This is a genomic window from Phreatobacter sp. AB_2022a (genome assembly GCF_026847585.1).
Taxonomy (GTDB): domain Bacteria; phylum Pseudomonadota; class Alphaproteobacteria; order Rhizobiales; family Phreatobacteraceae; genus Phreatobacter.
In genome coordinates, this window is the sequence record NZ_JAPSET010000032.1 from 1 (window position 1) to 25,970 (window position 25,970).

Annotated in this window: 22 protein-coding genes; 10 read left to right on the forward strand and 12 right to left on the reverse strand. The window is 68.5% G+C overall.

What is annotated here, in order from left to right:
* From OZ671_RS21210 to OZ671_RS21220, 3 genes are all read left to right on the forward strand, one after another.
* The coding region (locus OZ671_RS21210) for an outer membrane beta-barrel protein (protein WP_268862566.1) at window positions 1-1,456 on the forward strand (1,456 nt) is incomplete at its 5' end.
* 288 nt (window positions 1,457-1,744) lie between these two features.
* Window positions 1,745-2,131: a TadE/TadG family type IV pilus assembly protein gene (locus tag OZ671_RS21215; RefSeq protein WP_328286394.1), complete on the forward strand. Its 387-nt coding sequence runs from the start codon at window positions 1,745-1,747 to the stop codon at window positions 2,129-2,131.
* Between the two features lie 15 nt (window positions 2,132-2,146).
* A complete protein-coding gene (locus tag OZ671_RS21220) occupies window positions 2,147-3,823 on the forward strand; it encodes a pilus assembly protein TadG-related protein (protein WP_268862568.1) in 1,677 nt (558 codons plus the stop codon).
* 19 nt (window positions 3,824-3,842) lie between these two features.
* On the opposite strand, the gene OZ671_RS21225 is transcribed toward OZ671_RS21220, so the two are convergent.
* The 4 genes from OZ671_RS21225 to mdoH form a co-directional block, all read right to left on the reverse strand.
* Window positions 3,843-4,730, reverse strand: coding sequence for a UTP--glucose-1-phosphate uridylyltransferase (locus OZ671_RS21225; protein WP_268862569.1), 888 nt, complete (start codon window positions 4,728-4,730; stop codon window positions 3,843-3,845).
* A gap of 106 nt (window positions 4,731-4,836) precedes the next feature.
* Window positions 4,837-5,805 (reverse strand): hypothetical protein, encoded by a 969-nt coding sequence (locus OZ671_RS21230; protein WP_268862570.1) that lies wholly within the window; start codon window positions 5,803-5,805, stop codon window positions 4,837-4,839.
* A 4-nt stretch (window positions 5,806-5,809) separates the two neighbouring features.
* A complete protein-coding gene (locus OZ671_RS21235; protein ID WP_268862571.1) occupies window positions 5,810-6,568 on the reverse strand; it encodes an FkbM family methyltransferase in 759 nt (252 codons plus the stop codon).
* A complete protein-coding gene (gene mdoH, locus OZ671_RS21240) occupies window positions 6,565-8,370 on the reverse strand; it encodes a glucans biosynthesis glucosyltransferase MdoH (RefSeq protein ID WP_268862572.1) in 1,806 nt (601 codons plus the stop codon). The genes OZ671_RS21235 and mdoH overlap by 4 nt, the downstream gene beginning before the upstream one ends.
* 51 nt (window positions 8,371-8,421) lie before the next feature.
* On the opposite strand from mdoH, the gene OZ671_RS21245 reads away from it, so the two are divergent.
* From OZ671_RS21245 to OZ671_RS21265, 5 genes are all read left to right on the forward strand, one after another.
* Entirely contained in the window at window positions 8,422-9,399 is a 978-nt protein-coding gene (locus tag OZ671_RS21245) for a zinc-dependent alcohol dehydrogenase (RefSeq protein ID WP_268862573.1), read from the forward strand.
* A gap of 88 nt (window positions 9,400-9,487) precedes the next feature.
* Entirely contained in the window at window positions 9,488-9,889 is a 402-nt protein-coding gene (locus OZ671_RS21250) for a 6-pyruvoyl trahydropterin synthase family protein (protein WP_268862574.1), read from the forward strand.
* Entirely contained in the window at window positions 9,886-10,950 is a 1,065-nt protein-coding gene (locus tag OZ671_RS21255) for a glycosyltransferase family 4 protein (RefSeq protein ID WP_268862575.1), read from the forward strand. Before OZ671_RS21250 ends, OZ671_RS21255 begins: the two co-directional genes overlap by 4 nt.
* Window positions 10,947-11,783 carry a methyltransferase domain-containing protein gene (locus tag OZ671_RS21260; RefSeq protein ID WP_268862576.1) on the forward strand — a complete coding sequence of 279 codons (837 nt, stop codon included), beginning with the start codon at window positions 10,947-10,949 and terminating at the stop codon, window positions 11,781-11,783. The genes OZ671_RS21255 and OZ671_RS21260 overlap by 4 nt, the downstream gene beginning before the upstream one ends.
* A gap of 255 nt (window positions 11,784-12,038) precedes the next feature.
* The gene (locus tag OZ671_RS21265; RefSeq protein ID WP_268862577.1) at window positions 12,039-15,599 is read left to right on the forward strand and encodes an indolepyruvate ferredoxin oxidoreductase family protein; all 3,561 of its coding nucleotides are present in this window, start codon (window positions 12,039-12,041) and stop codon (window positions 15,597-15,599) included.
* A gap of 361 nt (window positions 15,600-15,960) precedes the next feature.
* Here the strand turns inward: OZ671_RS21265 and OZ671_RS21270 are convergent, their stop codons facing one another.
* Entirely contained in the window at window positions 15,961-16,887 is a 927-nt protein-coding gene (locus OZ671_RS21270) for a metallophosphoesterase (protein ID WP_268862578.1), read from the reverse strand.
* Window positions 16,888-17,064: 177 nt separating this feature from the next.
* Between OZ671_RS21270 and OZ671_RS21275 the strand changes: the two genes are divergently transcribed.
* The gene (locus OZ671_RS21275; protein ID WP_103169333.1) at window positions 17,065-17,307 is read left to right on the forward strand and encodes a hypothetical protein; all 243 of its coding nucleotides are present in this window, start codon (window positions 17,065-17,067) and stop codon (window positions 17,305-17,307) included.
* Between the two features lie 21 nt (window positions 17,308-17,328).
* Here OZ671_RS21275 and OZ671_RS21280 read toward each other — a convergent pair whose 3' ends face one another.
* The 5 genes from OZ671_RS21280 to OZ671_RS21300 all read right to left on the reverse strand — a co-directional run bounded on the left by OZ671_RS21280 (window position 17,329) and on the right by OZ671_RS21300 (window position 23,077).
* Complete coding sequence (locus OZ671_RS21280) at window positions 17,329-18,477, reverse strand: GNAT family N-acetyltransferase (protein ID WP_268862579.1); 1,149 nt, start codon at window positions 18,475-18,477, stop codon at window positions 17,329-17,331.
* A 33-nt stretch (window positions 18,478-18,510) separates the two neighbouring features.
* Window positions 18,511-19,344 carry an isocitrate lyase/PEP mutase family protein gene (locus OZ671_RS21285; protein ID WP_268862580.1) on the reverse strand — a complete coding sequence of 278 codons (834 nt, stop codon included), beginning with the start codon at window positions 19,342-19,344 and terminating at the stop codon, window positions 18,511-18,513.
* A gap of 116 nt (window positions 19,345-19,460) precedes the next feature.
* A complete protein-coding gene (locus OZ671_RS21290) occupies window positions 19,461-20,204 on the reverse strand; it encodes a pseudouridine synthase (RefSeq protein WP_268862581.1) in 744 nt (247 codons plus the stop codon).
* Window positions 20,201-21,127: a class I SAM-dependent methyltransferase gene (locus OZ671_RS21295; RefSeq protein WP_038301319.1), complete on the reverse strand. Its 927-nt coding sequence runs from the start codon at window positions 21,125-21,127 to the stop codon at window positions 20,201-20,203. Before OZ671_RS21295 ends, OZ671_RS21290 begins: the two co-directional genes overlap by 4 nt.
* Window positions 21,128-21,271: 144 nt before the next feature.
* Window positions 21,272-23,077, reverse strand: coding sequence for an IlvD/Edd family dehydratase (locus OZ671_RS21300; protein WP_268862582.1), 1,806 nt, complete (start codon window positions 23,075-23,077; stop codon window positions 21,272-21,274).
* A 242-nt stretch (window positions 23,078-23,319) separates the two neighbouring features.
* Between OZ671_RS21300 and OZ671_RS21305 the strand changes: the two genes are divergently transcribed.
* A complete protein-coding gene (locus tag OZ671_RS21305; protein WP_268862583.1) occupies window positions 23,320-24,504 on the forward strand; it encodes a pyridoxal phosphate-dependent aminotransferase in 1,185 nt (394 codons plus the stop codon).
* 31 nt (window positions 24,505-24,535) lie between these two features.
* Here OZ671_RS21305 and OZ671_RS21310 read toward each other — a convergent pair whose 3' ends face one another.
* Window positions 24,536-25,006, reverse strand: coding sequence for a hypothetical protein (locus tag OZ671_RS21310; RefSeq protein WP_268862584.1), 471 nt, complete (start codon window positions 25,004-25,006; stop codon window positions 24,536-24,538).
* A gap of 71 nt (window positions 25,007-25,077) precedes the next feature.
* Window positions 25,078-25,899 carry an AAA family ATPase gene (locus OZ671_RS21315; protein ID WP_268862585.1) on the reverse strand — a complete coding sequence of 274 codons (822 nt, stop codon included), beginning with the start codon at window positions 25,897-25,899 and terminating at the stop codon, window positions 25,078-25,080.
* Window positions 25,900-25,970 lie beyond the last annotated feature (71 nt).

A 25,970-nucleotide genomic window follows, 5' to 3' on the forward strand; every position in this document is an offset into this window, starting at 1 on the left:
CAGGCTGCCGCGCCGGCCGGCGACGTCGCCCGATGCCGAGACGCGCGGCGCACGTCCGGCGCTGCGGCCCTCCTCGCGCGTGGTCAATGTCTCGCGCGAGGACCAGCAGGCGCTGTCGTCGGGACGGCGCGGCGTCGCGGTGCCCAACCAGCCGCGCCGGCCGGTCGACGTGCCAATCGTCGTCGACCGGACCCAGGCGCCGGTCGGCCGGGCCCTGCCGAACGCCAATCCGCTGGGCCGCGGCGCGGTGATCGATCCCGTCACCGGCGAGGTCGTCTCGTTCGCCCGCAGCCCGGCTCAGGAGCAGGACCCGTTCGCCCCGACCGGCCTGCGGCTCGGCAGCTTCATCGTCACCCCGACCGCGGATGTGACGCTCGGCTACGATTCCAATCCCCGTCGCCTGAACAACGGCGTGCAGGGCTCGCTGTTCACCCAGTCCTATGGCGAGGTCCAGGCGCGCTCCGACTGGTCGCGCCACGAGCTCACCGCGCGGCTGCGCGGCACCTATTCGGCCTATGCCTCGACGCCCGACGTCAACCGCCCCGAGCTCAATGCCGTCGTCACCGGCCGCATCGACCTCGCCCGCACGACCCGCATCGATACCGAGGCGCACTACAACCTGACCGCCCAGTCACCCGGCTCGTCGAACCTGCCGGGGCAGCCGGGCACCGGCCTGCGCAACCTGCCGCTGATCCATCAATATGGCGGCAGCGCCGCGCTGGTCCAGGACTTCGGCCGGCTGCAGGTCACGCTGCGCGGTACGATCGACCGCTATACCTACGAGGACGCGACCGCCGCCGACGGCACGCTCATCCCGCAGGGCGACCGCAACTACAACGCCTATGGCGCGCGCCTGCGCGCCTCCTACGAGCTGACGCCGGGGCTGCGGCCCTTCGTCGAGGTCGGCATCGACCGCCACGCCTTCGACACGCTGCTGTCCTCCGGCGGCATCCAGCAGGGCTCGACCTCGACCAGCTATCGCATCGGCTCGACCGTCGAGCTGACGCGGCTGATCACCGGCGAGATCGCGGTCGGCTATCTCATGCGCAACAATATCGACCCGACGCTGGCCGATATCCGGGTGCCGACCTTCGACGCGACGCTGGTCTGGACGCCGACCGCCCTGACCACCGTGCGCTTTGCCGCGCGGTCGGCGATCGACGAGACCTTCACCACCAATGCGGCCGGCATCCAGCGCCGCGACTTTTCCGTCGAGCTCGAACATTCCTTCCGCCGCTGGCTGATCGGCACGGTCCGGCTCGCCTATGGCCAGGACGTCTATGTCGGCAATCCGCGGCTCGACCAGCGCCTGGTCGCCTCGGCGAGCCTCGTCTATCGCGCCTCGCGCAACCTCCAGATCCGCGGCGAGGTCCGCCGCGAGGCGCTGATGTCGAACCAGCCGGGGGTCAGCTACCAGGCCAACGTCTTCCTGCTCGGCATCAGATTGCAGCGCTGACCGGCCCCGTGGAGGCGGCCGCTCCTGCCGTATCGGCACGTCCTTCTTTTCATATTACGTAACGTCATTTGCGATGCCAAAATGGTTTCGTGCGCAACGGCCCATGAAATCAACGCCTGAAATATCACCCACCGCGCATTCTATATTGCGCGAAACGCCACCTAATTACGTTAGGTAATGCAGTTGTCATGCATTTGATTCAGAGATTGTTTAAAGGTCACGCGCAGTATTCGCGACATGAAAAGGATCGTTACAGGGCTGCGTCAGTTTCGCCACCGCAAGGACGGGGTGTCCGCGGTTGAATTCGCTATCGTCCTGCCGCTCTTCCTGCTGATCCTGTTCGGCATCATCGTATTCGGCAGCTATCTGAGCCTGGTCCACAGTGTTCAGCAGCTCGCGGCCGAAGCCGCGCGGGCCTCGATCGGCGGATTGAGCGACACCGAGCGCGTCGCGCTGGCGACCAGCAACATCCGGACCCAGGCGAGCTTCTATCCGTTCATAGCCCCGGACAAGCTCCTGGTGGAATCGGCGGTGACCGACACCGGCACCAATACCTTCACCGTGCGCCTGCGCTACGACGCCAGCCAGAGCTTCATCTACAGCCTGCCGAACCTCGTTCCCATGCCACCGCCGCAGATCGTCCGTTCCGCGGCCATCCAGCGTGGCGGCTACTGAGCGGAGGACCGGTCGGTGTTCAGCCTGTTCCGCTTCTTTTCACGCGACACCAGGGGATCGATCGCCCTCATATCCGGCATGATGGCCGTCGTGGTCATCGGCTTCACCGCCATCACGATCGATCTCGGCAAGGTCTATGTCGATCGGCGCAAGGCACAGAGCGTCGCCGATCTCGCTGCGCTCGCCGCGGCGAGCGATCTCACCCGCGCGCCGCGCGCTGCCGCCGCCACGGTGCAGCAGAACAACGTCACCATCGACAGTCCGATCACCGTCGCCGTCGGCGCCTATTCGGCCAATGCCGCGGTCCCCCTGGAAAACAGGTTCCAGCCGACCTCGGCCGGCCAGACGCCCAACGCCGCGCGGGTGACGCTCAACTCCCGCAGCGACCTGATCTTCGGCCGGGTGATCACCGGCAAGGACTATTTCGTCATCCGCACCACCGCCACCGCGGCGACCACCGCCTATGCCTCCTTCGCCATCGGCACGCGTCTGGTCACCGTCGACGGCGGCCTGCTCAATCAGTTGCTGAGCAAGCTGCTCGGCACCAACATCAGCCTGACGGCGATGGACTACCAGTCGCTGCTCGATGCCCGCATCGACCTGTTCAACTTCATGAACAACCTGGCGAACCGGACGCTGCTGACCGCCGGCACCTATTCCCAGCTGCTGGCGTCCAACGTCAAGGTGGTCGACGTGCTCGGCGCCATGGTGGCCTCCACCCTCGGCGCGCAGGGAACACAGACCGGCGCCAGCCGGGCGCTGCAGAACGTTCTCCAGTCGCTGAGCGCCGCCACCAACAATGTGGTGCTGGCATCGCTCATCAATGCCGGCCCCTACAAGGACCTGCCCACCGGCCAGTCCTCCACCATGGGCATCAATCTGAGCGCCCTCGACCTGCTCAGCGCCGTCGCGCAGATCGCCAACGGCAACCGGCAGATCGATGTCGGCCTCGGCCTCAATCTTCCGGGCATCGCAGCGATCCAGCTGAAGCTCGGCATCGGCGAGCGCCCGGTCGGTACGAGCTGGGTGACGATCGGCCAGGTCGGCGCGCAGGTTCATACCGCGCAGACCCGACTGCTGCTCATCATCAAGCTCCTGGGCTCGGGCTCGATCGCCGAGGTGAACCTGCCGCTCTATGTCGAGGTGGCACCCGGCACCGCGCGCCTGACCGCGCTCAACTGCGCCTTCCCCGATGCCAGCGCCTCGACCATGACGCTCGGCGTCACGCCCGGCGTCATCGACGCCTGGATCGGCAATGTCTCGGTGTCCGACTTCAACAACTATACGAGCCCGCCGCGGCCCGACAAGGTCGCCCTGGTCGACACGCCGATCCTGTCGATCCTCGGCCGCGCCCACGTCCAGGTCGCCAACATGACCCAGACGCCGGTCACCTTCACCATGTCCGAGATCAACCGGCAGGTGAAGAAGACCGTCGGCACCACCCAGTTCACTCAGTCGCTGCTGGCCGGTCTCCTGAACGACCTGCAGCTCGACATTTCCGTGCTCGGCGGTCTGCTCAATCTGGGCCTCGGCGACCTCGCCGGCCCCCTGCTCTACAGCATCCTGCGCGGCGCCACGCCCTCGCTCGACCAGTTGCTGGTGACGCTGCTCAATACGCTCGGCGTCAGCCTCGGCCAGGCCGACGTCTGGGGCCTGGGGCTGCGCTGCGACGGCGCCGTGCTGGTGCAGTAGCGCCGCCGCGGCCCGAAGCTCAGACGGCGCCGAGGCGCTTCAGCTCCGCCTTCAGCGCAGCGCCGAGATCATCGCGCCGCAGCGCATAGGCGACATTGGCGGTGAGGAAGCCGAGCTTGGTGCCGGTATCGTGGATCTCGCCGTCGAAGGTGAAGCCGAAGAACGGCTGGTTCTGCTTCAGCTTCAGCATGCCGTCGGTCAGCTGGATCTCGCCGCCCGCGCCGCGCTCCTGCGTTTCCAGGATCTTGAAGATTTCCGGCTGCAGGATGTAGCGCCCGGAAATGGCGACGTTCGAAGGCGCCGTGCCCTTGGGCGGCTTTTCCACCATTTCGGCAATCTCATAGGCGCCGCCGGCAGCCGGCTTGCCCTTGCCGAGAATGCCGTACTGATGGGTTTCGTCGTCCGGCACCTCGTAGCCGGCGACATAGTTGCCGCCGGTCGCCTCATAGGCGGCCAGCATGGCGGCGATGCAGCCCTTGCCGCCGGCACGGGCGAGATGCAGCATGTCGGGCAGCAGCAGCGCGAAGGGCTCGTCGCCGACGATGTCGCGGGCGCACCAGACCGCGTGGCCGAGGCCGAGCGGCTCCTGCTGGCGGGTGAACGAGGTGGCGCCGGCCGCCGGCAGATCGCGCTTCAGCTCGTCGAGCAGCGCGGTCTTGCTGCGGGCGGCAAGGGTCGCATCCAGCTCGAAGGCCTTGTCGAAATGATCCTCGATCACCTGCTTGTTGCGGCCGGTGACGAAGACGAAGTGCTCGATGCCGGCTTCGCGGGCCTCGTCCACCACGTGCTGGATCACCGGTCGGTCGACCACGGTCAGCATTTCCTTCGGCACCGCCTTGGTGGCGGGCAGGAAACGCGTGCCGAGCCCGGCGACGGGGAAGACTGCCTTGCGGATGCGACGGACCATGGATCGAGAACCTCGTCGGTTTGGTCAGGGGACGGCATGAATAACTTGCCGTTTCTGAACGGCATGTGACCAGCCCCGGTTCCGCGGCGGCGCCGATTCCCCGGGGTCAGCGCAGGATGTCCGCCTCGCGTGGGGCCGGTGGCTCGGCGCGGAAGGCGTTGAACACCATGTCGGGCGCCGAGGTGTTGTGGCGGGAGGGGACGAGCCGCCCGGCCCAAAGATCCGTGGCTGTGGCGCCCCGGAACGGCATGATGTGCTCCTCGCGCCAGCCGGGCGCGTCCTTCTCGCGCACGGCGATGCGCGCGACATCGGCATTGAACTCGGTCACGTACATGGAGCGCAGGGCGGCGAACGGAGTCCCGGCAATCGGCCTTGCGAAGGCGACGTCCAGGCCGATCAGGTCCTGGTTGAGCGTCGCGAGCCGCACAGTCGCCGAATTGCCGTCGGGATAGGTGAGGGTGAAGGTCCGGCTCGCCGGATCGAAGGCGAGTTCCTTGATCTTGACGAGCGGCCGCCCCTCGACGGTCACCGGGCCGATCATGAACGAGGAGCCATAGGCCGACCAGCGCATATGCGCCGGCGGCAGCGGTCGCGCGCGCCAGTAGCCGTCCGGCGGATAGACGACCAGCACCTCCTCAGCACGCTCGCGGAAGCGGTACCAGATCTGGATCATCGTGATGTTGCGCTCGGCACGCTCGCCGATCCGCACCACCGTGTCGGACGACCGCCAGAAGCCCTTCTCGCGATAGCCGACGACCTGCCATTCGATCGTTTCGAACAGCGTCACGCGCTCCGGAGCCGGCTGGGCCTGTGCCTGCTCGCGCATCGGGCAGGCGGTCCAGTCGGGAGCCCAGCGATCGACGCTCAGGCCGCCGATATAGGCCGGGTGCGCGGCCTCGATGCGGAACGCGCGCACCGCCGGATTGGTCAGGTTCAGCGTGACATTGTCCTTCTCGGCGCAGAGCACCGGTTCGGACGCGTTGGCAATGTCGACGGCCAGGCCGTCGAGGCTCGCCGCGCCGGCGGGCACGCTGGCCAGGATCAGGGCGGCGGCGAGCGCTGCGATGGCTTTCATGCACTTAGTCCCTTTCCAGCACAGCATAGACATCGCCCGAATTGGCGTCGTGAGCGAGGCTAGCGAGGTGAGCCGCCATGGCGTCCCGCGACACCGCGGTACCGAAGGTGAGATGCTGGCTCTCGCCGAGCGCGACGTCGAACCGATAGCGCCCGAGCGCGGCCAGCCGGTCGAGGCAGGCGAACGCCACCTCGCGCTGGATGGTGGTGAATTCGAAGGAGAGCGCGGCGAGCGGCCGGCTCAGCCCGGCCAGCACATCGGCCTCGTAGCCTTCGACGTCGATCTTGACGAAGGCCGGCGCGCCATGGGCCGCGATCAGGCCGTCGAGCGTCGTCGCCGGCACGGTGATTTCGCCGTCCCAGCGCTGCCCCTCCCAGCCGCCGGCGCCATTGGCGGCGGCGATGAAGGCGGCCGACGCGGTGCTGACGGTCGGATTGGCGCTGTTGGTGCGCAGCGTGACGCGGCCTTCGCTGGCGCCGCAGGCGGCGCGGACGAGCGTCACCTCGGCATCGCCGGCAAACAATGTCTCGATCACCGCGGCCGGACCCGGCTGCGGCTCGAGCGCGACGACCCGGGCGCCGAGCCTGCGGAAGCTCGCCACCCGGTCGCCGACATGGCTGCCGATGTCGAAGGCGAGCGCACCCGGCATGAGGAAGCCGGCATAGAGCCGGTCCATGCGGCGCGCCTTGTCGGCGTCGCCGTGATAGGTGACCACCGACCGGGCCACCGCCACGGCCTCCGCGATCCGCCGATCGAGCGTCATGACGCCTCTCCGGCCCGCGCCGAGACGATCTCGTGCGGCGGGTTGAATTCTTCCGGCACACCGCAGAGCTTGAGCGCGACAAAAATACGGCCGATCAGCGGCGAGGCGGTGATGACCGCGAAGGGCACCGCCACCAGGAAGCCGGCTGTCAGCGGCAGCGACCACCAGGCGGCGCGCGGCGAGCCGAGCCAGAGCAGGCCGACCACGCCGAGGCCGAAGGCCATCTGCGGCCAGAAGGCGTCGAAGGCCTCGCGCCAGCTGAGCGCCATCGCGTCGCGCTGCTGCCCGCCCCAGACGACCGACCGGCCGACCACGAGCCCGATCATGAACACGGAGATGCGGAACGAGGTGAGCGCCCCGAGCAGGAAGGAGAAGACGAGCTCGATCGCCGCGGCCGAGACGAAACGAAACGTGCCGCCATAACGCTCGGCGCCGCCCGCGCTGATCAGCACGTCGGCGAAGCCGGCAAGCTTCGGCATCAGGTACATCACGAAGAACAGCAGATAGACGAAGATGGCGAAACCCGACGGGAAGGTCGCCCGGGCCACCGGGCTCAGTGCCAGCAGCGGCGCGAGCGCGATCATCAGCGTCCAGGCCGGCACGCCGACGAACATCAGGACTGCCCAGGTGAGCTGGAACCGGCTCATCGGCAGCAGCCCCTTCACGTCGAAGAGGTTCAGATACTGCATGTTGCCCTGGCACCAGCGCACGTCGCGGCGGGAAAATTCGAGGATCGTCGGCGGGTTCTCCTCCCACGAGCCCTCCTCCTCCGGCAGCACCCGCACCTCGTAGCCGGCGCGCCGCATGAAGGTCGCCTCGACCTGGTCGTGGCTGAGGATATGGCCGCCGAGCGGCGGCTTGCCGGGCAGAACCGGCAAGGCGCAGTGATCGAGGAAGGGGCGGATGCGGACAAGCGCATTGTGGCCCCAGAACGGGCCGCAATCGCCGACCCACCAGGCCTGGCCCATCGTGTAGCTGCGCATGCCCTGGCGCATGCCGAACTGGAAGATGCGGGCGAAGGCCGAGGACGAGGGCATGCCCACCACCAGGCTCTGCAGGATGCCGAGCTTCGGATAGGCCTGCATCATCCGCACATGGCGCACGATGGTTCGGCCGGACATCAGGCTGTCGGCATCGAGCGGCAGCATCAGCTCGTAGCGCATGCCCCAGCGCTCGCAGAAATCCCTGACATTGCCGGCCTTGAAGCCCTGGTTGTCGGTGCGCCGGCGATAGACGACACGATCGGCGCCGGCCTCGGCCGCGAAGGCTGCGGCAAGCGCCTCCTCCTTCTCGGCAATGGCGGCATCGCTGGTGTCGGAGAGCACGAAATAGTCGAAACGGTCGCCATGGCCGGTCGCGTCGACGCTCTGCTTGACGATCCGGAGCCTGGCGATCGCCCGGGCCGGGTCCTCGTTGCGCAGCGTCATGAAGATGGCGGTGCGGATGATGATCGGCGTGTCCGCGTCGCCGGCGGCGGCAAAGGGCGCCACCTGCTCGAAGCCGTCGTCGGCGCCGTGCAGCAGCCAGAAGCCGATCACCGCATTCCAGAAGCCGAGCACCGTCCAGGGCGTCGCGACGGCGAAGGCGAAGGCCAGGACGATATCGACGAGGGTCCAGCCGCCGGCGCCGAGGATCGACCAGGCCGCCCAGTTGAGGATGAACCAGGTGCCGACATTGAGCCCCAGCACCAGCCTGCGCCGCTCGCGCAAGTCCGCCATGGACTGGAGCCCCGCCGGCGTCGTAGAGCCTAGATCGCGAGACTGGCCTCCATCGTTCAGGACGGCGGGGGGAAGCTCGTTCATCTTGAGGACCTCCGTCGCCCCCGACCGGGCGGCGAAAAGGGAGAAGGTGTCATGGCCCTGGCCGCCCGCGCGCTCTGGTACGCTTCGCGCCGCACTGCCGAGCTGCGCGAATGCAATCTGAACGAGCGTGGCGAAACCGAAGCCCTGGTTCGCTTGCTGTATAGCGGGGTCAGCCGCGGCACGGAAAGACTGGTCTTCAACGGCCTGGTGCCCGCGGCCGAGCGAAGCCGCATGGCCGCGCCGCTGCAGGAGGGCGCGTTTCCCTTTCCGGTGAAGTACGGCTACAGCGCCGTCGGCGTGGTCGAGGCGGGTCCCGCCGCTCTGCTCGGCAAGACCGTATTCGCCCTCGCCCCGCACCAGGACCGCATCCTCGTTCCGCTCGACCGCCCCGGCGTCGCCATGCTGCCCCCCGGCGTGCCGGCGCGCCGCGCCATCCTCGCCGCGAACCTCGAAACCGCGCTCAATGCGGTGTGGGACGCGGGCGCAGCGCCCGGCGACCGCATCTGCATCGTCGGCGGCGGCATTGTCGGCCTGCTGGTGACCTATCTCTGCGCCGGCCTGCCCGGCGCCGATGTGACGCTGGTGGATGTCGACCCCGCCCGCCGCGCCTATGCCGAGCTGTTCGGCGTGCGCTTCGCCAAGCCGCTCGACGGTCCGGCCGATGCCGATATCGTCTTCCATGCCTCGGCCACCGCGGCCGGCCTTGCCTGCGCCCTCGCCTGCGCGGGCGACGAGGCCACCGTCTGCGAGCTTTCCTGGTATGGTGATACCGACCCACCCGTGCCGCTCGGCGCGGGCTTCCACGGGCGCCGGCTGAAGCTGATCTCCTCGCAGGTCGGGGCGGTTGCCGCCTCGCACCGGCCGCGCTGGTCGCACCGTCGCCGCCTCGACAAGGCGGTCAGCCTGCTCGCCGACGAGCGGCTCGACCAGCTGATCACCGGGGAGGTCGCCTTCGCCGACCTCGCGCAAGAAATGCCGCGCCTCCTCGCGCCCGGCGCGCCCGGGCTCGCCACCGCAGTCAGCTATTGACGGGACCGCCCGGCGACGCGTTTCCTTGCGGCGCGCGTCCGACGGAGCGACCGGGCGGCAACGGCACGAGACCTCAAGGGAGAACCCGATGTACAGCGTCGAAGTGCGCGACCGCATCATGATCGCTCATTCCCTGCCCGACCCGTTCTTCGGGCCGGCCCAGGGCAAGCACGGCGCGAGCTTCGTGGTCGACGTCGCCTTCTTCCGCGAGACGCTGAACGCCCAGAACGTCGTGGTCGATATCGGGGCGGCGCTCGACGTTCTCGCCGGCACCCTGAAGGAGCTCGCCTATCGCGATCTCGACACCCTGCCGCAATTCCAGGGCAAGCTGACGACGACAGAGTTTCTTTGCCGGCATATTTTCGACGCCTGCTGCGCGGCCGCCAGGGCCGGCGCGCTCGGCGCCGACGGCGCGAACCTCGCCAGGATCCGCGTCACCCTGCACGAGCACGACCTCGCCCGCGCCAGCTTCGAGGGCCCGGTCGCTTGACGGCGGCGGCTTTCGCCATTCCCGGCGACCTCTCAAGTCCGACCGGCGGCTATCGCTACGACCGCGAGGTGCTGGCGCGCGCCGCGGCCCATGGCGTCGCGCTGCGCCACCTCGCCCTTCCCGCGGCCTTCCCCTTCCCCGATGCCGGCGCCCTGGCGACGGCCGGCGACGCGCTCGCCCGGCTCGGCGCCGACACGGTGCTCCTTGCCGACGGGCTGGCCTTCGGCGCCTTTCCCGAAAGCCTGCTGGCGGCGATCAGGAGCCCGATCGTTGCGCTCGTCCACCATCCCCTGGCGCTGGAAAGCGGGCTCGAGCCGGCCCTCGCGGCCAGGCTCAAGGCGAGCGAAACGGCCGCGCTGGCGCGGGCCGAGGCGGTGATCGTCACCAGCCGCACGACCGCCGCGATCCTGGCCGCCGACTACGCGGTCGCGCCGGCAAGGCTGCATGTTGCCGAACCGGGCACGGCGCATGCGTCGCGCGCCGTCGGCTCGCCCGGTCCGGGTGTCAGCCTGCTGGCGGTCGGCGCGGTCTCCGCCCGCAAGGGCTACGACCGTCTCGTCGCGGCGCTGGCGCCGCTCGAGGCCCTCGACTGGCACCTGACCATTGCCGGCGCGACCGACCGGGCGCCGTCAGCGACCGCCGCGCTGCGCGCCGCCATAACCGAGGCTGGCCTCGGCCAGCGCATCCGGCTTGCCGGACCGGTCGACGAGGGTGAGCTTGCCGCGCTCTATGCGGGCGCCGATCTCTTCGTCCTCGCTTCGCTGTTCGAGGGTTATGGCATGGTGCTGACGGAAGCCATGGCCCACGGGCTGGCGATCGTCACGACGACCGGCGGGGCCGCTGCCGAGACCGTGCCCGACGATGCGGCGCTGAAGGTCGCGCCCGGAGCCGTCGGGCCGCTGTCCGAGGCGCTCGGCGCGGCCCTCGCCGATGCCGGCCTGAGGCGGCGGCTCGGCGATGCCGCCTTCGCCGCGGCCGGCCGCCTGCCCGGCTGGGACGACACGACACGCATCATCTGCGATGTTGTCATCCGCATCGCATCGAGGACCATCGGGCCATGAGCTTTTCCGCCGACTGGCTGAGCCTGCGCGAGCCCGCCGACCATGCCGCCCGCGCGCCCGGCCTGCTCCAGGCGGTCGGCCGCCATTTCGAGATGCGGGACGCGCTCACCGTCGTCGATCTCGGCTGCGGCACCGGCTCCAATCTGCGCGGCACGGCGGCAGCCCTGCCGGGCCGGCAGCATTGGCGGCTGGTCGACCACGACCCGGCCCTGCTCGCGGCCGCCCGGTCGAGGCTCGCCGCCTGGGCTGATACCGCGCGCGGTGATGCCGAAGCGCTGGAACTGACCAAGGCCGGCAAATCCCTGCGCGTCAGCTTCGCGCAGGCGGATCTTGCCGGCGATCTCGGCGCCAGCATCGGCACCGATGCCGATCTCGTCACCGCCGCGGCCCTGTTCGACCTCGTCTCCGCCGACTGGATCGAGCGCTTCGTGGCGATGCTCGCGGCAAGGCGCCTGCCGCTCTACACCGTGCTGACCTATGACGGCAGCGAGCACTGGACGCCGCCGCACCCGGCCGACGCCGCCATGCTCGCCGCTTTTCACGCCCACCAGGGCACCGACAAGGGCTTCGGGCCCGCCGCGGGGCCGGCGGCCTGCGGCCTGATGGCCGCGGCCTTTGCCCGGGCCGGCTACCGGGTCGAGGAGGCCGCCAGCCCCTGGCGGATCGGTTCCGATATGGCCGCGCTCGCCGCCGAGCTCACGACGGGCTTTGCCGGCGCCGTCGCCGAGACCGGCCGCGTCGCCCCGGCGACCGTGGCCGACTGGCTCGCCACCCGCCACCGGGGTGTTTCCTGCATGGTCGGGCACCGCGACCTCTTCGCGCGTCCGGACTGACATTCGGTCATTCGCAAACGCAGCAAGAAATTGTGCGACGCAGCAGAAAGACCAGATTTCCCATGGCCTTACGCAATCTCGTTGCGTCAGCCCAGTTTAGAATGAAATCGACATAGCCGTTGGCGCGTGACAGCATCCCCGAACGAGGCGGGCGCCAAATGTGCCCGGCGGAGTTCGCTGGTCGGCGCCTGGACGCGTCCGGCGGACCCGAGGGGACCGAGGCCTGTGAGGCCTCCCGAGAATCTGGAGGGCGCGATGGCGGCAGAGACCGGAGCGGGAACGCCGGCGGCGGCGACGGGGCGCGCCGAAGCCGATCGCCCCAACGCGCTCCGGCTCGATGCCGTCAGCCTCGACGACAAATACGACCTGACCAAGAAGGACGTCTTCATCACCGGCGTCCAGGCCCTGGTGCGCCTGACGCTGATGCAGAAGGAGCGCGACCGGCTGGCGGGACTGAACACCGCAGGCTTCGTGTCCGGCTATCGCGGCTCGCCGCTCGGCGGCCTCGACCAGCAGTTCTTCAAGGCGCAGCGCCAGCTCATCGCTCAGGACATCGTCTTCACGCCCGGCCTGAACGAGGACCTCGCGGCCACCGCCGTTTGGGGCAGCCAGCAGGCCGAAATGCGCGGCGAAGGCAAATATGACGGCGTCTTCGGCATCTGGTACGGCAAAGGCCCGGGCGTCGACCGCTCCGGCGACGTCTTCCGCCACGCCAACCTGGCCGGCTCGGCCCGCTATGGCGGCGTGCTCTGCCTCATGGGCGACGACCACACCGCCGAATCCTCCACCGTCGCGCATCAGTCGGAATTCCACTTCGTCGACGTGATGATGCCGATCCTCAATCCGGCCGGTGCCCAGGAGATCCTCGACTACGGCCTCTACGGCTGGGCCCTGTCGCGTTATTCCGGCAACTGGGTCGCGCTGAAATGCATGAAGGACACGGTCGAATCCACGGGCGTCGTCGACGGCTCGGTCGACCGGGTGAAGATCGTCATTCCGAGCGAAGCCGAATTCGCCATGCCGCCGGGCGGCCTGTCGATCCGGCCGAACGACGACCGGAACGAGCAGGAGCTCAGGCTCCACATGCACAAGCGCGCCGCCGCGCTCGCCTTCGTCCGCGCCAACAAGATCAACCGTATCGTCACGACCGGCGGCCGCAATCCGAAGATCGGCATCATCACGACCGGCAAGAGCTATCTCGATACCCGCCAGGCCTTCGACGAGCTCGGGCTCGACGAGGTCAAGGCCAATGATCTCGGCATCCGCCTGTTCAAGATCGGCTGCACCTGGCCGCTCGATCCCGGCGAGCTCAGGAGCTTCGCCGAGGGCCTCGACCTGATCATCGTGGTCGAGGAGAAGCGCTCGCTGATCGAGGTGCAGGTGCGCGAGGAGCTCTACGGTTCCGCGCACCAGCCGGTGGTCATCGGCAAGAAGGACGAGACCGGCGAATGGCTGTTCCCGGTGCACGGCGCGCTCGACCCGAACGACGTCGCCATCTGCATCGGCGAGCGCATCCTGAAGAGCGCGGGCCATGTCGAGGAGATCGCGGCCGCTGTGCAGCGGCTGAGGCAGGCCCAGGAGGTGCTGAAGGTCACGCCGTCGATCGCCGCCCGCCTGCCCTATTTCTGCTCGGGCTGCCCGCACAACACCTCCACCGTCGTGCCGGAGGGCATGCGCGCCTATGCCGGCATCGGCTGCCACTACATGGCGCTGTGGATGGACCGCAACACGGAAGGTTTCACCCAGATGGGCGGTGAAGGCGCCAACTGGGTCGGTGAGGCGCCGTTCTCCCGGCGCGGCCACGTCTTCCAGAATCTCGGCGACGGCACCTACAACCATTCCGGTTATCTCGCGATCCGCTTCGCCGTCGCCGCCAAGGCCAACATCACCTACAAGATCCTGTTCAACGACGCCGTCGCCATGACCGGCGGCCAGCCGCATGAAGGCACGCTCACCGTGCCGATGATCGCCGCGCAGCTGCGCGCCGAGGGCATCGAGCGCATCGCGGTCGTCTCCGACGAGCCGGACAAGTATGGCGGCACGAGCCAGGCCTTTCCGGCCGGCACCAGCTTCAGTCATCGCGACGATCTCGCCGCCGTGCAGACCGAGCTTGCAGGCATCGCCGGCGTCACCGCCCTGATCTACGACCAGACCTGCGCGGCCGAAAAGCGCCGCCGGCGCAAGCGCGGCACCTTCCCCGACCCGGTCAAGCGGGTGATCATCAACGAAAGCGTCTGCGAAGGCTGCGGCGATTGCGGCGTCCAGTCGAACTGCGTCTCGATCCAGCCGGTCGAGACCGAGTTCGGCCGCAAGCGCACCATCGACCAGTCGTCCTGCAACAAGGACTTCTCCTGCGCCAAGGGGTTCTGCCCGAGCTTCGTCACAGTGCATGGCGCCGAGGCCAAGAAGGGCAAGGCGCTGCAGGCCGTCGCCGACATTTCCGGCCTGCCCGATCCGGTCATTCCGGAAATCGGCCACACCTACAACGTGCTGATCGCCGGCATCGGCGGCACCGGCATCGTCACCGTCGGCGCAATTCTCGGCATGGCCTGCCACATCGAGAAGAAGGGCGTCGGCCTGATCGACATGGCCGGCCTCGCGCAGAAGGGCGGCGAGGTGTTCTCGCACATGCGCATCGCGCGCAAGCCCGAGGACATCCACTCGATCCGCGTCCACGCCGGCTCGGCCGACCTCGTCCTGTCGGGCGATATCGTGATCGCCGGCGGCAAGAAGGCGCTGGCCTCGATGCGGCCGGAGACCAAGGTCGTGGTCAACACGGCGGAGATGCTGCCCGGCCAGTTCACCCGCAACGCCGACTTCTCGCTGCCCTCCGAGCGGCTGAAGCGGGCCATCGTCAGCCATGCCAGCCGCGAGACGACCCATCTCGTCGACGCCCAGCGGCTGGCAACCGCGCTGATGGGCAATTCGATCGCGTCCAACCTGTTCCTCGTCGGCTATGCCTACCAGATCGGCGCCCTGCCGCTCAGCGCCGAGGCGATCGAGCGGGCCATCGAGCTCAATGGCGAGGCGGTGAAGATGAACGTCACCGCCTTCCGCTGGGGCCGCATCGCCGCCCACGACCTTGCCCGCGTCGAGGCACTGGTGCGGCCCGCCACCGCGCCGCTCGCCGCCGAACGGCTGTCGGAGACCCTGGACGAGGCGATCGCCCGGCGGGTCACCTTCCTGACCGCCTATCAGAACGCGGCCTATGCCGCGCGCTACGCGGATCTCGTCGCCCGGGTGCGGGCACGCGAGGCCGCCGTCGCCCCCGATCGGCAGAGCCTCGCGGAGGCTGTCGCCCGCTATCTGTTCAAGCTGATGGCCTACAAGGACGAATACGAGGTAGCCCGGCTCTATACCGACGGCACCTTCGCGGCGCAGGTCGCGAAAACCTTCGACGGCGACAACCTGCGCTACGAATTCCATCTCGCGCCGCCACTCTTCGCCAGGAAGGATCCGCATACCGGCCTGCCGCGCAAGACGAGCTTCGGCCCGGTCATGATGAAGGGCTTCCGCATCCTGGCGAAGCTCAAGGGCCTGCGCGGCACCCCGTTCGACATCTTCGGCTACAGCGAGGAGCGACGGACCGAGCGGCAGCTGATCGCCGACTACGAAGCGCTCGTCGCCGAGATCCTGGACAAGCTGACACCGGAGAACCATGCGGTCGCGGTCGGCCTTGCCGCGATCCCGGAAAAGATCCGCGGCTTCGGCCATGTCAAGGCACGCCACCTCGCCGCCGCCAAGGCCGAGGAGGCGAATCTCATCGCCGCCTTCCGCGGCAAGCCGGAACAGGCCGCCCGGCTCGCCGCGGAGTGACGGCATGGGGCTCGCATGTGCTCTGCACGAATGTGGGCGGTGGTTCGAGGCTCGCCCAAAGTGGCGAGCACCTCACCATGAGGTATGTTGAGAATGGCGCCAGGCGCGCTCATGAAGCGACGCGCTTGAGGAGCATCCGGTACCATCGCTGCTGCAGGACTCCCCTTCCTCACGAGGAGGCGAAAGCGCTGCATCACCACCGGCCCGGGCAGGCCTTGCGTGTAGCGCGTCATGAGCACCCGTAGCGCCGTGCTCTTACACCCCTCATGGTGAGGTACCCGCGCCCTTGCGCGGGCCTCGAACCACGACCGCGCCTGATGCAATGCACGGGGCCAACGCCCCTCCCTCCTGACAATAGGCGTCAGATCTTGAGCACGCGCGAGGGTTCGCGGCCGAAACCCTTGATCTCCAGCCGGTCGGCATGGACCTCGACCACCGCATAGGCCGTGGTGTCGGGCGTATCGACCATGCCGCAGAGATTGACGAAATATTTGCCCTTCACCTCGCCGAAATTGCCGGCGTGGTTGTGGCCGCAGAAATAGGCGACGACATGGTCCTGGGCGGTCAGGAGCTCGACGATCCGCTCGGCGTCCCAGAGATTGTGGATATTGGCCGGATAGATGGGGTAGTGCCCCATCACGATGACCTTCTCGCCGGCGGCGCGCGCCTTGGCCAGCGTCCCGGTCAGCCAGGTGAACTGCGCATCGCTGAGCGAACCGTTCCAGCTCTGGGCATTGGCCGCGCCCTTCGCCTTCAGAGCGGCCAGCCGCTCGGCGGCAAGCTCGCGCCTGGCATCGCCACGGGGCGGCGCGAAAGTGCTGACGTCGTTGCCGTCGAGCACGATGAACCGGTAGCCGCCGCCCGCGAAGTCGTAATAGGCCTTGGGCATGCCGGCATTGCGCACCACCGAGCCGAGATAATCGGCGGCGACATCGAAATCGTGGTTGCCGAGCACGAAGAAGCGCGGATGCTTCAGTTGATCGTAGAGCGGCAGGACATGGCCGAAGCTTTCCCAGTGCCGGTCGATGATGTCGCCGAGCGTCGCGACGAAGGTCAGCTCGTGCTTGTTGAGCTCGTCGATCGCGGCGGACAGCTTCCAGAGCGAATGGGCGTAGTAGCGGTTCATGCGCAGATTGGGCACGACGGGAGCATATTGCGGGTCCGCGACGAGGCCGAAACGGAAGATCGGTCCGGCAGCGCCTTGCGCCCGCGCCGCCGTGAAGCCCGCGAAAGGTGTGACCAGCGAGGCGGCGGCGCTTGCGGCGAGAAGGTTGCGGCGGTTGATCATGGGTCCGGCTCCGGCTGGCGGCTTGAGGGTCGACAGCCATGCTAGCCACGCTGCGGACACGCATTGATGACAGTGCCGCCGCATGCGCCACCTTGATCCCGCCGGCTTTTGCCGTCAAAAGAGCGGTCGACACCCTTCCGGGCCGCTCGCGGCCCCGTACAATTGGACCATCCCTCCATGGCTTCCGGCGCCGATCGCCCGATCAACTGGACGAATGTCACCAATGTCGCCTGCGCGACCATCCTGATCGCCGGCGAGACCATCGCCACCGGCGCAGCCGGCGGCTGGGCGATCGCCGGCCTCATGAAGATGGGCGATCAGGCGGTGACGGCCGCGGTCGTCATCGGCGCGCTGATCGGCGTGGTCGCCGCGGCCGCCTTCTACCGCTCGGCGGTCAGGGCCGAGCCGTTCCGCCCCTGACCACCGGCATCCGCTCCGGCCTCAGCGGAGCGTCTTCGCCATATGCTGCACCTGCCGGTCGGGCAGCGTCTCGACATGGGTGCGGACAAAGCCCCGGCGCCCATACCAGTCGATGCGCTCGGTGAGCTTGGCGTGGGTATAGAGCTTCACGATGCCGGCCCCGAGTGCCCGGGCCCGCGTCTCGCAGAAGGCCAGGATCGCGTCGCCGTAACGTTTGCCCTGCTCGGCCGGATGGACCGCGATCGAATAGATCACCGGCTCGCGCGCCGGCTCGAAAACCGCGCAGGCCGCGAGATGGCCCGCGCCGTCGGCAACCCAGATCTCGTGGTTGCTGATCAGGGCGGCATAATCGGCGACACGCGGCAGCGAGGCGACGCCGATGGTCGCTTCGTTGGGCAGATAGGCGGCGGTCTTCAGCGCCTGGATCGCCGCGATGTCGGCGAGCGTCGCGCGGCGCAGCGCCAGGCCGCCCTCGGCGGCAGCAGGCTGGGTGAGGACGCCGAGCGGCACCTTCTGCCGGCCGGACGCGTCGAAATTCGACGGATCGAGCCAGAACTCGAAGGCGAGCTTGCGTTGCGGCCATTCGATGTCGAGCATCGAGAACCAGGCCGTGTCACGGTTGCGGCCCTTGGCGATGACATGCTGGCGGAACAGCCCCTCGAAAGAGAAGCCGAAGCGCTCGGCGGCGCGCTTGGACGGCGCGTTCAGGTCGTTGCACTTCCATTCGTAGCGACGGTAGCCCAGCGTCTCGAAAACATGGCGCGCCAGGAGATACTGGGCTTCCGTGGCCGCCGCGGTGCGCTGCAGGACCGGCGTATAGAGGATCGAGCCGACCTCGATCACCCGGTTCGCCGGGTCGATGCGCATCAGCGACAGCCAGCCGATCGCCCGGTCCTCGGCGTCGGCCACCGCCCAATAGACGGGATCGGTCGTGCCGGCGGCGATCTTGGCGACATGCGCGGCGAAATCGGCCTTGTCCGGATAGGGACCGGTCAGGAGATAGGCCCAGATGCGGTCGCGTTCCGGCCCATGCGACAGCTCGTAGAGCCGGTCGGTGTCGCGCGCCGGGTCGAGCGGCCGCAGCCGGCAGTAGCGGCCCTCCAGGATCAGGTGCGATGGGCGCGGCGCAGGCGTCGGGTCGACCACCGGTCCGAGATCGATTGCAGTCACGTATCAGCTCCAGTCATGCGGTCGGCGCCAGCTTCAGGGGCGGACGCCATGCTCCTTGAAGAAGGTGTTGAGCGGACCGAAGGGCTCCGCCTCGCCGAGCGCGTTGAACGTACCGGCATCGGCGAGTTCCCGCGCGGCCTTGAGGAAGCCGCCCCAGGCGGCGCGGGCGAGTGCCGAGCCGACGCTGATGCGCCTGACCCCGAGCGCCGCGGCGTCGGCGACCGAAAGGCCGACTGGCCCGGATATCAGGAGATTGACCGGCTTGCCGCCGGCTGCCGCCATCACCTCCCCGATATGCTCGCGGCTGCGGATGCCCGGCGCGTAGAGCACGTCGGCGCCGGCCGCGGCGAAGGCCTTCAGCCGCTTCACCGCTTCGGCCTGCGCATCGGGATGGCCGACGAGATGCGCCTCGCAGCGCGCAGTCAGCAGCACGCCCGTGCCGGCGAGAGCCTTGACCGCGGCCTCGATGCGGGCGAGCGCCAGGTCGAAATCGTAGAGCGGCTTGCCAGGATCACCGCTATTGTCCTCGATCGAGAGACCGGCGACGCCGGTTGCGGCGCAGAGCCGGACATTCTCCGCGACCGCTTCGGGAGCATGGCCATAGCCGGATTCGAAATCGGCATTGACCGGCAGATCGGTCGCCTGGACGATCTCGGCAATATGGCCGAGCGCCATGTCGCGGGGCACTGCCCAGTCCATGTCGGGCAGGCCCCGCGAAAAGGAAAAGCCCGACGAGGTGGTGGCGAGCGCCTTGAAGCCGAGATGTTTCAGCATCATGGCCGAGCCGGTATCCCACGGATTGGGGATCACGAAACAGCCGGTCTCGTGCAGGCGGCGAAAAGCGGCGCGGCGCGCGGCGACATCCATGGCAGCCTCCCTCGGTCTCGAAGGCAGCCACCCTTCCGCCTGACGCCGGCGAGCGCAAGACAATCCTGCTGATGCCGCCGATCGCGCGCGCGAATAGGCTTCGCCCGGCCGGCGGCTCAGCGCGGCGCGAGGATGGCGGCGATCTCGGCCGCGCCGAGGATCCGGTACTGGCCGGGCTCCAGGTCCTCCGGCAGCGCGAGGGAGCCGATCCGCTCGCGGTGCAGCGCCTCGACATGGTTGCCGACCGCCGCGAACATGCGCCGGACCTGGTGATAGCGCCCTTCATGCACGGTCACGAAGGCGCTGGTCGGGCCGATCACCTCGAGCTCGGCTGGCTGCAGCGGCTTGTCCTCGCCTTCGAGCATCAGGGTGCCGGAGGCGAAGATCGCGGCCTCGGTGCCGGCGAGCGGCCGGGCCAGCGTCGCCAGATAGCGTTTCGGCACGTGGCTCTTCGGCGAGATGATGCGGTGCAGGAGGCCGCCGTCATCGGTCATGAGGATCAGGCCGGAGGTGTCCTTGTCGAGCCGGCCGACCGTGGAGATCGCCGGATCGCGCCGGCGCCAGCGCTCCGGCAGCAGGCCGTAGATGAGCGGCCCGGCCTCCTTGTGCGAGCAGGTGACGCCGAGCGGCTTGTTCAGCATCAGCACCATGCCCGGCGGCGGGTCGAGCCGTCGGCCCCTCACCGTCATGCGGTCGGAAAGGTCGGCGGTCACCGCCACGCGCTGGTCGGCATCTTCGAGCGTCTCGCCGTCCAGCACGACGAGCCCGGCGTGAACGAGACCCTGCACCTCGCGGCGCGAGCCGTAGCCGAGATTGGCCAGCAGGCGGTCCAGCCGGAGCTGCGGCGCGGCCTTGCTCATTTCGTCGCCTCGTAGATCTTGTAGCGGCCCGTCTCGGCCCTGAGCGCGACGGTCCTGAACAGCGGTGCCAGCACCGCCTCGTAAGGCAGGTGGCGGTTGGCGACCAGCCACAGCGTGCCGCGGCTCCTGAGCATCTCCGCGGCGCGCCGCACGAAGGTCTGGCCGAGCGCCTTGTCCTCGGCGCCGCCATCGTGGAACGGCGGATTGGTGACCACGAAGTCGAGCCCGGCGAGGCCGGCGGGCGGCAGACGCAGGTCGGCCCACAGGCGCGCCACCCTGGCATCGACGACATTGGCCTTGGTCGCGTCCAGCGCCCGCCGGTCGAGATCGACCAGCGTGAGGTGGCTGACCGCGGGCGACTTCAGGATGGCGCGGGCGAGCATGCCGATGCCGCAGCCGAGATCCGCGCCGCGCCCGGACAGCGCCGGCAGGTGGTCGATCAGCAGCGCCGATCCCGGATCGAGCCGGTCCCAGGAGAAGACGCCGGGCTGGGTGGTCAGCCCGAGGCCGTCGAGAACCCGCGGCGCGCCCTCGGCGATCGCGGCCTCGTGGCCATGGCTGCCGGCAATACGGATGACACTGCAGATGCGGTGATGCCGGCGCGCGGCCTCGTCGACCGTGCAGCCGAAGGCTTCGAGCTCGGCGCGCAGGCGCGCGCCGCCCTTATCCTTCGGCGCCAGCGCGATGAGGCTGCCGCCCGCCGCCAGCGCCCGCAGCGACAGCGCCAGCACGTAGCGCCGCTCCAGCGTCCCGGGCGGCGCGGCGACCACCATGCCGGAGAGCGACGCCTCGACGCAGGCCTCCAGCGTCTCCGCGCCGGGAATGAGCGGGGAGAACTGCAGGGCGCCGGGTGGCAGCTCGGCCAGGCCGGCCGGCGGCAGGCCATAGACGCCGATGATGGAGATGGGCTGGAACGGGGTCATGTCGTCCCGTCATAGCCGCAAGCCGGCAGCAAAGAAAAGCGCTCGTCCGCGCGCCGGCCGCAGCCGCGGGCGGGCCTCCCCCGTGGCCGATGCATCATGTCGGCGCGGCCCCGGCGGGATCCGTCGGGGCCTGGCACGCCGCGCTCAGTGATTGTCGCGCGGAATGCCGCGCTTCTGCGCGATCTTCTGGAACTTCACCGCCGGCTTCAGCACCATGCCGTCGGAGAGCTGGCTGACCATGGACCGCTGGATTTCCTGCCAGGGCGTCTGGCTCCGCGGCACCTTGTAGCCGCCATTCGCCTTCAGCTCGGCCATGCGCGCGGCGAACTCGGCCTCGCTGATCAGGATGTTGGCCGAGCGCTTCTTCAGGTCGATGCGCACCCGGTCGCCGGTCTTCAGCACGGCAAGGCCGCCATTGGCGCCGGCCTCGGGCGAGGCGTTGAGGATGGAGGGCGAGCCCGACGTGCCCGACTGGCGGCCGTCGCCAATGCAGGGCAGGTCGCGGATGCCCTTCTTCAGGAGCGCCGCCGGCGGCTGCATGTTGACGACCTCGGCCGAGCCCGGATAGCCGAGCGGGCCGACGCCGCGCACGAACAGGATGCAGTTCGCGTCGATCTTCAGCGCGGGATCGTCGATCCGGTGGTGATAGTCCTCCGGCCCGTCGAACACGATGGCGCGCCCTTCGAAGGCTTCCGGATCCTTCGGGTTGGACAGGTAGCGCTTGCGGAAATCCTCGGAAATGACCGAGGTCTTCATGATCGCGGAATCGAACAGATTGCCCTTCAGCACGATGAAGCCGGCATCCTTGACCAGGGGCTTCCGGTACGGCCGGATCACCTCCTCGTCGCTGATCACGGCATCCTTGACGTTCTCGCCCATGGTCCTGCCATTGGCGGTGATGGCATTCGGGTGGATCTTGCCGGCCTTGAGGAGCTGGTTCATCACCGCCGGCAGGCCGCCGGCCCGGTAATATTCCTCGCCGAGGAAGAAGCCCGCCGGCTGCATGTTGACCAGCAGCGGCACCTCGTGGCCGACCTTTTCCCAGTCATCGATGTCGAGCTCGACGCCGATATGCTTGGCGATGGCATTGATATGGATCGGCGCGTTGGTCGAGCCGCCGATCGCCGAATTGGCGACGATAGTGTTCTCGAAGGCCTCGCGGGTCAGGATGTCCGAGGGCTTCAGGTCCTCCCAGACCATTTCGACGATGCGCTTGCCCGTCGCGTAGGAGATCTGGCCACGCTCGCGATAGGGCGCGGGGATCGCCGCGCAGCCGGGCAGCGACATGCCGAGCGCCTCGGCGAGCGCATTCATGGTGGAGGCGGTGCCCATCGTGTTGCAATGGCCGACCGAGGGTGCCGACTTGGTCACCACGTCGATGAATTCGTCATAGCTGATCGTGCCGTCGGCCTGCAGCTTGCGGGCCTCCCAGACCACCGTGCCGGAGCCGGCGCGCTTGCCTTTCCACCAGCCGTTCAGCATCGGGCCACCCGACAGCACGATGGCGGGAATGTTGACGGTGGCGGCGCCCATGATCATGGCCGGGGTCGTCTTGTCGCAGCCGGTGAGCAGCACGACGCCGTCCATCGGATAGCCGTAGAGGATCTCGACCAGCGACAGATATTGGAGGTTGCGGTCGAGCGCCGCGGTCGGCCGCTTGAGGGTTTCCTGGATCTGGTGGACCGGGAATTCGAGCGGGATGCCGCCGGCATCGCGGATGCCGTCGCGCACGCGCTTGGCCAGCTCGATATGGTGGCGGTTGCACGGCGAGATGTCCGAGCCGGTCTGGGCGATGCCGATGATCGGCTTGCCCGAGCGCAGCTCCTCGACCGTCAGGCCCCAGTTGAGCGTGCGCTCCAGGTAGATCGCGGTCATGCCGGGATTGTCGGGATTGTCGAACCACTGTCGCGACCGCAGGGCCTTCGGGGACTTCTTGCGGCGGGGGGCCATGCGATCTCCTCCTCATCTGCGGCCGGCATCGACTGGACGCATCCTTTTGGATCGAACCAAGCCCGGCATCGTCATTGAAATGAATTGAACCTCAGCGCTTGAGGAAATCAACGTCCGATGACGAGGGCCGCCCATGCAGGCGCCTGGACCGCGACGGCTTGCGCGCCGCGCGCGATCCCTGTTCCTTAAGGGCCCGCCGCGTCCGTGCGGCCGCACCGATGAGCTCGTTCAGGAACAGCCCCATGACGATCAGGACCGTCCCGCATTTCGACCGCATCGGCGAGGAGAACGCCTTCGCCGTGCTGGCGCGCGCGACCGCCCTCGCCGCCAAGGGCAAGGACGTCATCAATCTCGGCATCGGCCAGCCGGACTTCGCGACGCCCGGACCCATTGCCGAGGCGGCGATCCGGGCGATCCGCGACGGCCATCACGGCTATACGCCGGCCACCGGCATCCTGCCGCTGCGCGAGGCGGTGGCGGCCGATCTCCATCGCCGCTTCGAGGTCGAGGTCTCGCCCGAGGAGGTGATGATCGTGCCCGGCGGCAAGGTCACCATGCATATGGCGATCCTGATGTTCGGCGAGCCGGGCGCGGAGATCCTCTATCCGGACCCGGGCTTTCCGATCTACCGCTCGATGATCGAATATACGGGTGCGACACCCGTCCCCGTGCCGATCCGAGAGGCCAACGGCTTCGCCTTCTCCGCCGACGAACTGCTCTCGCTGATCACCCCGAGGACGCGGCTGATCATCGTCAACTCCCCGGCCAATCCGACCGGCGGCGTCACGCCCAAGGCCGAGATCGACAAGCTGGTGGCGGGCCTGGCGCAATGGCCCGATGTCGCGCTCCTCTCCGACGAGATCTACGACCAGATGGTCTATGACGGCGAGGCCCATGTCTGCCTGCTCGGCTATCCCGAGATCCGCGACCGGACCATCCTGCTCAACGGCTGGTCGAAGACCTATGCCATGACCGGCTGGCGGCTCGGCTATTCGATCTGGCCGGGCAAGCTCTACGACTATGCCCGCAAGCTGGCGGTGAACTCGTTTTCCTGCGTCAACGCACCCGCGCAATATGCCGCCCTCGAAGCGCTGACCGGGCCGCAGGACGCGGTGGGCAGGATGGTCGCCGAATTCGACGCGCGGCGGCGGCTGGTCGTCGAGGGGCTCAACACCCTGCCGGGCGTATCGTGCATCGTGCCGAAGGGCGCCTTCTATGCCTTCCCGAACATTTCGGCGACCGGCTGGAAGGCCAAGCCCCTCGCTTCGGCGCTGCTCGAGGATGCCGGCGTGGCCACCATCGGCGGTCCGGATTTCGGCCTGTTCGGCGAGGGCTATATCCGCCTGAGCTACGCCAATTCGGCCGAGAACATCACCCGCGCCCTCGACCGGATGCGCGGTTTCCTGGAGCGCCGCAACGCGCCGTGAGCGGCGGCGCGGCGGTTCACGGCGGAGAGCCTCACGGACCTCCCGTCCACTGGCGAAGCACCGTCGTCCCCTCCCGGTCGCACGGCCAGAGATGCACGTCGTAGCGATCCTGCCCTTCGAGGTGGTCGGCACTCAATGTGCCGAGCCCCGACGAGACGACCATGACGCAGAGCCTGCCGGCCGGCACCGATGCGCGCGGCGCCGTCGGCCAATAGTCGTTGAGGCCCGCAATGACGATCTGGCCGGAGGAGCGGAAGCTGCCGATCACGACATGATCAGCCTTTTCGGCGTCGATGTCGGGCTGGCGCTCGTACAATTGCACCCGGACCGGCACGGTCATGTTGCGCGCGGTCGAAAAGGTCAGCGTCCGGTCGTTGGATAGGAGGCGAACCGTCAGGCTCTCGCTGTTCCAGTCCGTCGACGTGATCGCCTCGTCCCTGGCATCGGCGAGATAGACCTGATGATAGTCCGCGAACAAGCTGCCGTCGAACAAGACCGTCATCTGGCCCTCATCGCCGTTGCTCCTGCCCGACCCTATCACGGCCCGTCCGGCCGGCAAGGCGGCCGGGTGCCTCATTCGTCCTCCAGGATCGTGTCGAGGAAACGCTGCGGATCGGCCAGGAACCGGCGCGTCACCTGGACATGTTCCAGCTCCTCGTAGCCGACCTCGCGCGGCCCCTTGTCGGCGAATTCGTAGATGCGGGCATGGGGGTAGGCGAGCAGGATCGGCGCGTGGGTCGCGATGACGAACTGGCAGCCCTTGGCGGCGAGCTCGTGGAGCCGGCGCAGGAACCGGAGCTGACGCGTCGGCGACAGCGCGGCCTCGGGCTCGTCGAGCAGATAGATCCCCTTCGGCCGGAAGCGGTGCTCCATCAGCGCCATGAAGCTTTCGCCGTGCGATTGCTCATGCAGCGAAACGCCGCCATAGGCGTTGAGCGGGTTCGGCCGGGGACCGGCCTCGGCCGCGGCGCGGTCCATGATCGAGGCGAAATTGAAGAAGCTCTCGGCGCGCAGGAAGAAGCCTTCCTTGACGATGCGCCGGGTGCGGTCGAGCTTGACGAAGCGATGCAGATGGGAATGGGCGGGATAGCTTGCCGAGCGCGCCTGCAGCGAGCCGCCCTCGGCCCGGAAGCCGAGCGCCAGGGCGAGCGCTTCGAGCAGCGTCGATTTGCCGGAACCGTTCTCGCCGACGAAGAAGGTCACCTTTGGGTGGAAGGCGAGCGTGCCGGTCTCGCGCACGGCGTCGAGATGAAACGGATAGGCCTCCGCCTCCCAGCCGTCGCCGCGATCGAAGGTCATGGAGAACACGATCTGCGGGTCGCGCCACAACCGCTCGAGCTCCGCATCCTCGGTCTCGTCATAGGATCTTTGCCGGCCGGGCCGGGTGTTCGCCATCGGGGCACCCTTTGAGCGAATCGTCGAAGCCGCGGACTATAGACCCGCAGCCCGCCGCGTGAACGGCGGCC

Coding starts and splice junctions, on each gene's coding strand:
- OZ671_RS21270 (WP_268862578.1), bottom strand. CDS start 16,887: ATGATCAACCGCCGCAACCTTCTCGCCGCAAGCGCCGCCGCCTCGCTG.
- OZ671_RS21260 (WP_268862576.1), top strand. CDS start 10,947: ATGAGCTTTTCCGCCGACTGGCTGAGCCTGCGCGAGCCCGCCGACCAT.
- OZ671_RS21310 (WP_268862584.1), bottom strand. CDS start 25,006: ATGACGGTCTTGTTCGACGGCAGCTTGTTCGCGGACTATCATCAGGTC.
- OZ671_RS21300 (WP_268862582.1), bottom strand. CDS start 23,077: ATGGCCCCCCGCCGCAAGAAGTCCCCGAAGGCCCTGCGGTCGCGACAG.
- OZ671_RS21245 (WP_268862573.1), top strand. CDS start 8,422: ATGGCCCTGGCCGCCCGCGCGCTCTGGTACGCTTCGCGCCGCACTGCC.
- OZ671_RS21285 (WP_268862580.1), bottom strand. CDS start 19,344: ATGGATGTCGCCGCGCGCCGCGCCGCTTTTCGCCGCCTGCACGAGACC.
- OZ671_RS21250 (WP_268862574.1), top strand. CDS start 9,488: ATGTACAGCGTCGAAGTGCGCGACCGCATCATGATCGCTCATTCCCTG.
- OZ671_RS21230 (WP_268862570.1), bottom strand. CDS start 5,805: ATGAAAGCCATCGCAGCGCTCGCCGCCGCCCTGATCCTGGCCAGCGTG.
- OZ671_RS21265 (WP_268862577.1), top strand. CDS start 12,039: ATGGCGGCAGAGACCGGAGCGGGAACGCCGGCGGCGGCGACGGGGCGC.
- mdoH (WP_268862572.1), bottom strand. CDS start 8,370: ATGAACGAGCTTCCCCCCGCCGTCCTGAACGATGGAGGCCAGTCTCGC.
- OZ671_RS21275 (WP_103169333.1), top strand. CDS start 17,065: ATGGCTTCCGGCGCCGATCGCCCGATCAACTGGACGAATGTCACCAAT.
- OZ671_RS21315 (WP_268862585.1), bottom strand. CDS start 25,899: ATGGCGAACACCCGGCCCGGCCGGCAAAGATCCTATGACGAGACCGAG.
- OZ671_RS21235 (WP_268862571.1), bottom strand. CDS start 6,568: ATGACGCTCGATCGGCGGATCGCGGAGGCCGTGGCGGTGGCCCGGTCG.
- OZ671_RS21295 (WP_038301319.1), bottom strand. CDS start 21,127: ATGACCCCGTTCCAGCCCATCTCCATCATCGGCGTCTATGGCCTGCCG.
- OZ671_RS21225 (WP_268862569.1), bottom strand. CDS start 4,730: ATGGTCCGTCGCATCCGCAAGGCAGTCTTCCCCGTCGCCGGGCTCGGC.
- OZ671_RS21290 (WP_268862581.1), bottom strand. CDS start 20,204: ATGAGCAAGGCCGCGCCGCAGCTCCGGCTGGACCGCCTGCTGGCCAAT.
- OZ671_RS21305 (WP_268862583.1), top strand. CDS start 23,320: ATGACGATCAGGACCGTCCCGCATTTCGACCGCATCGGCGAGGAGAAC.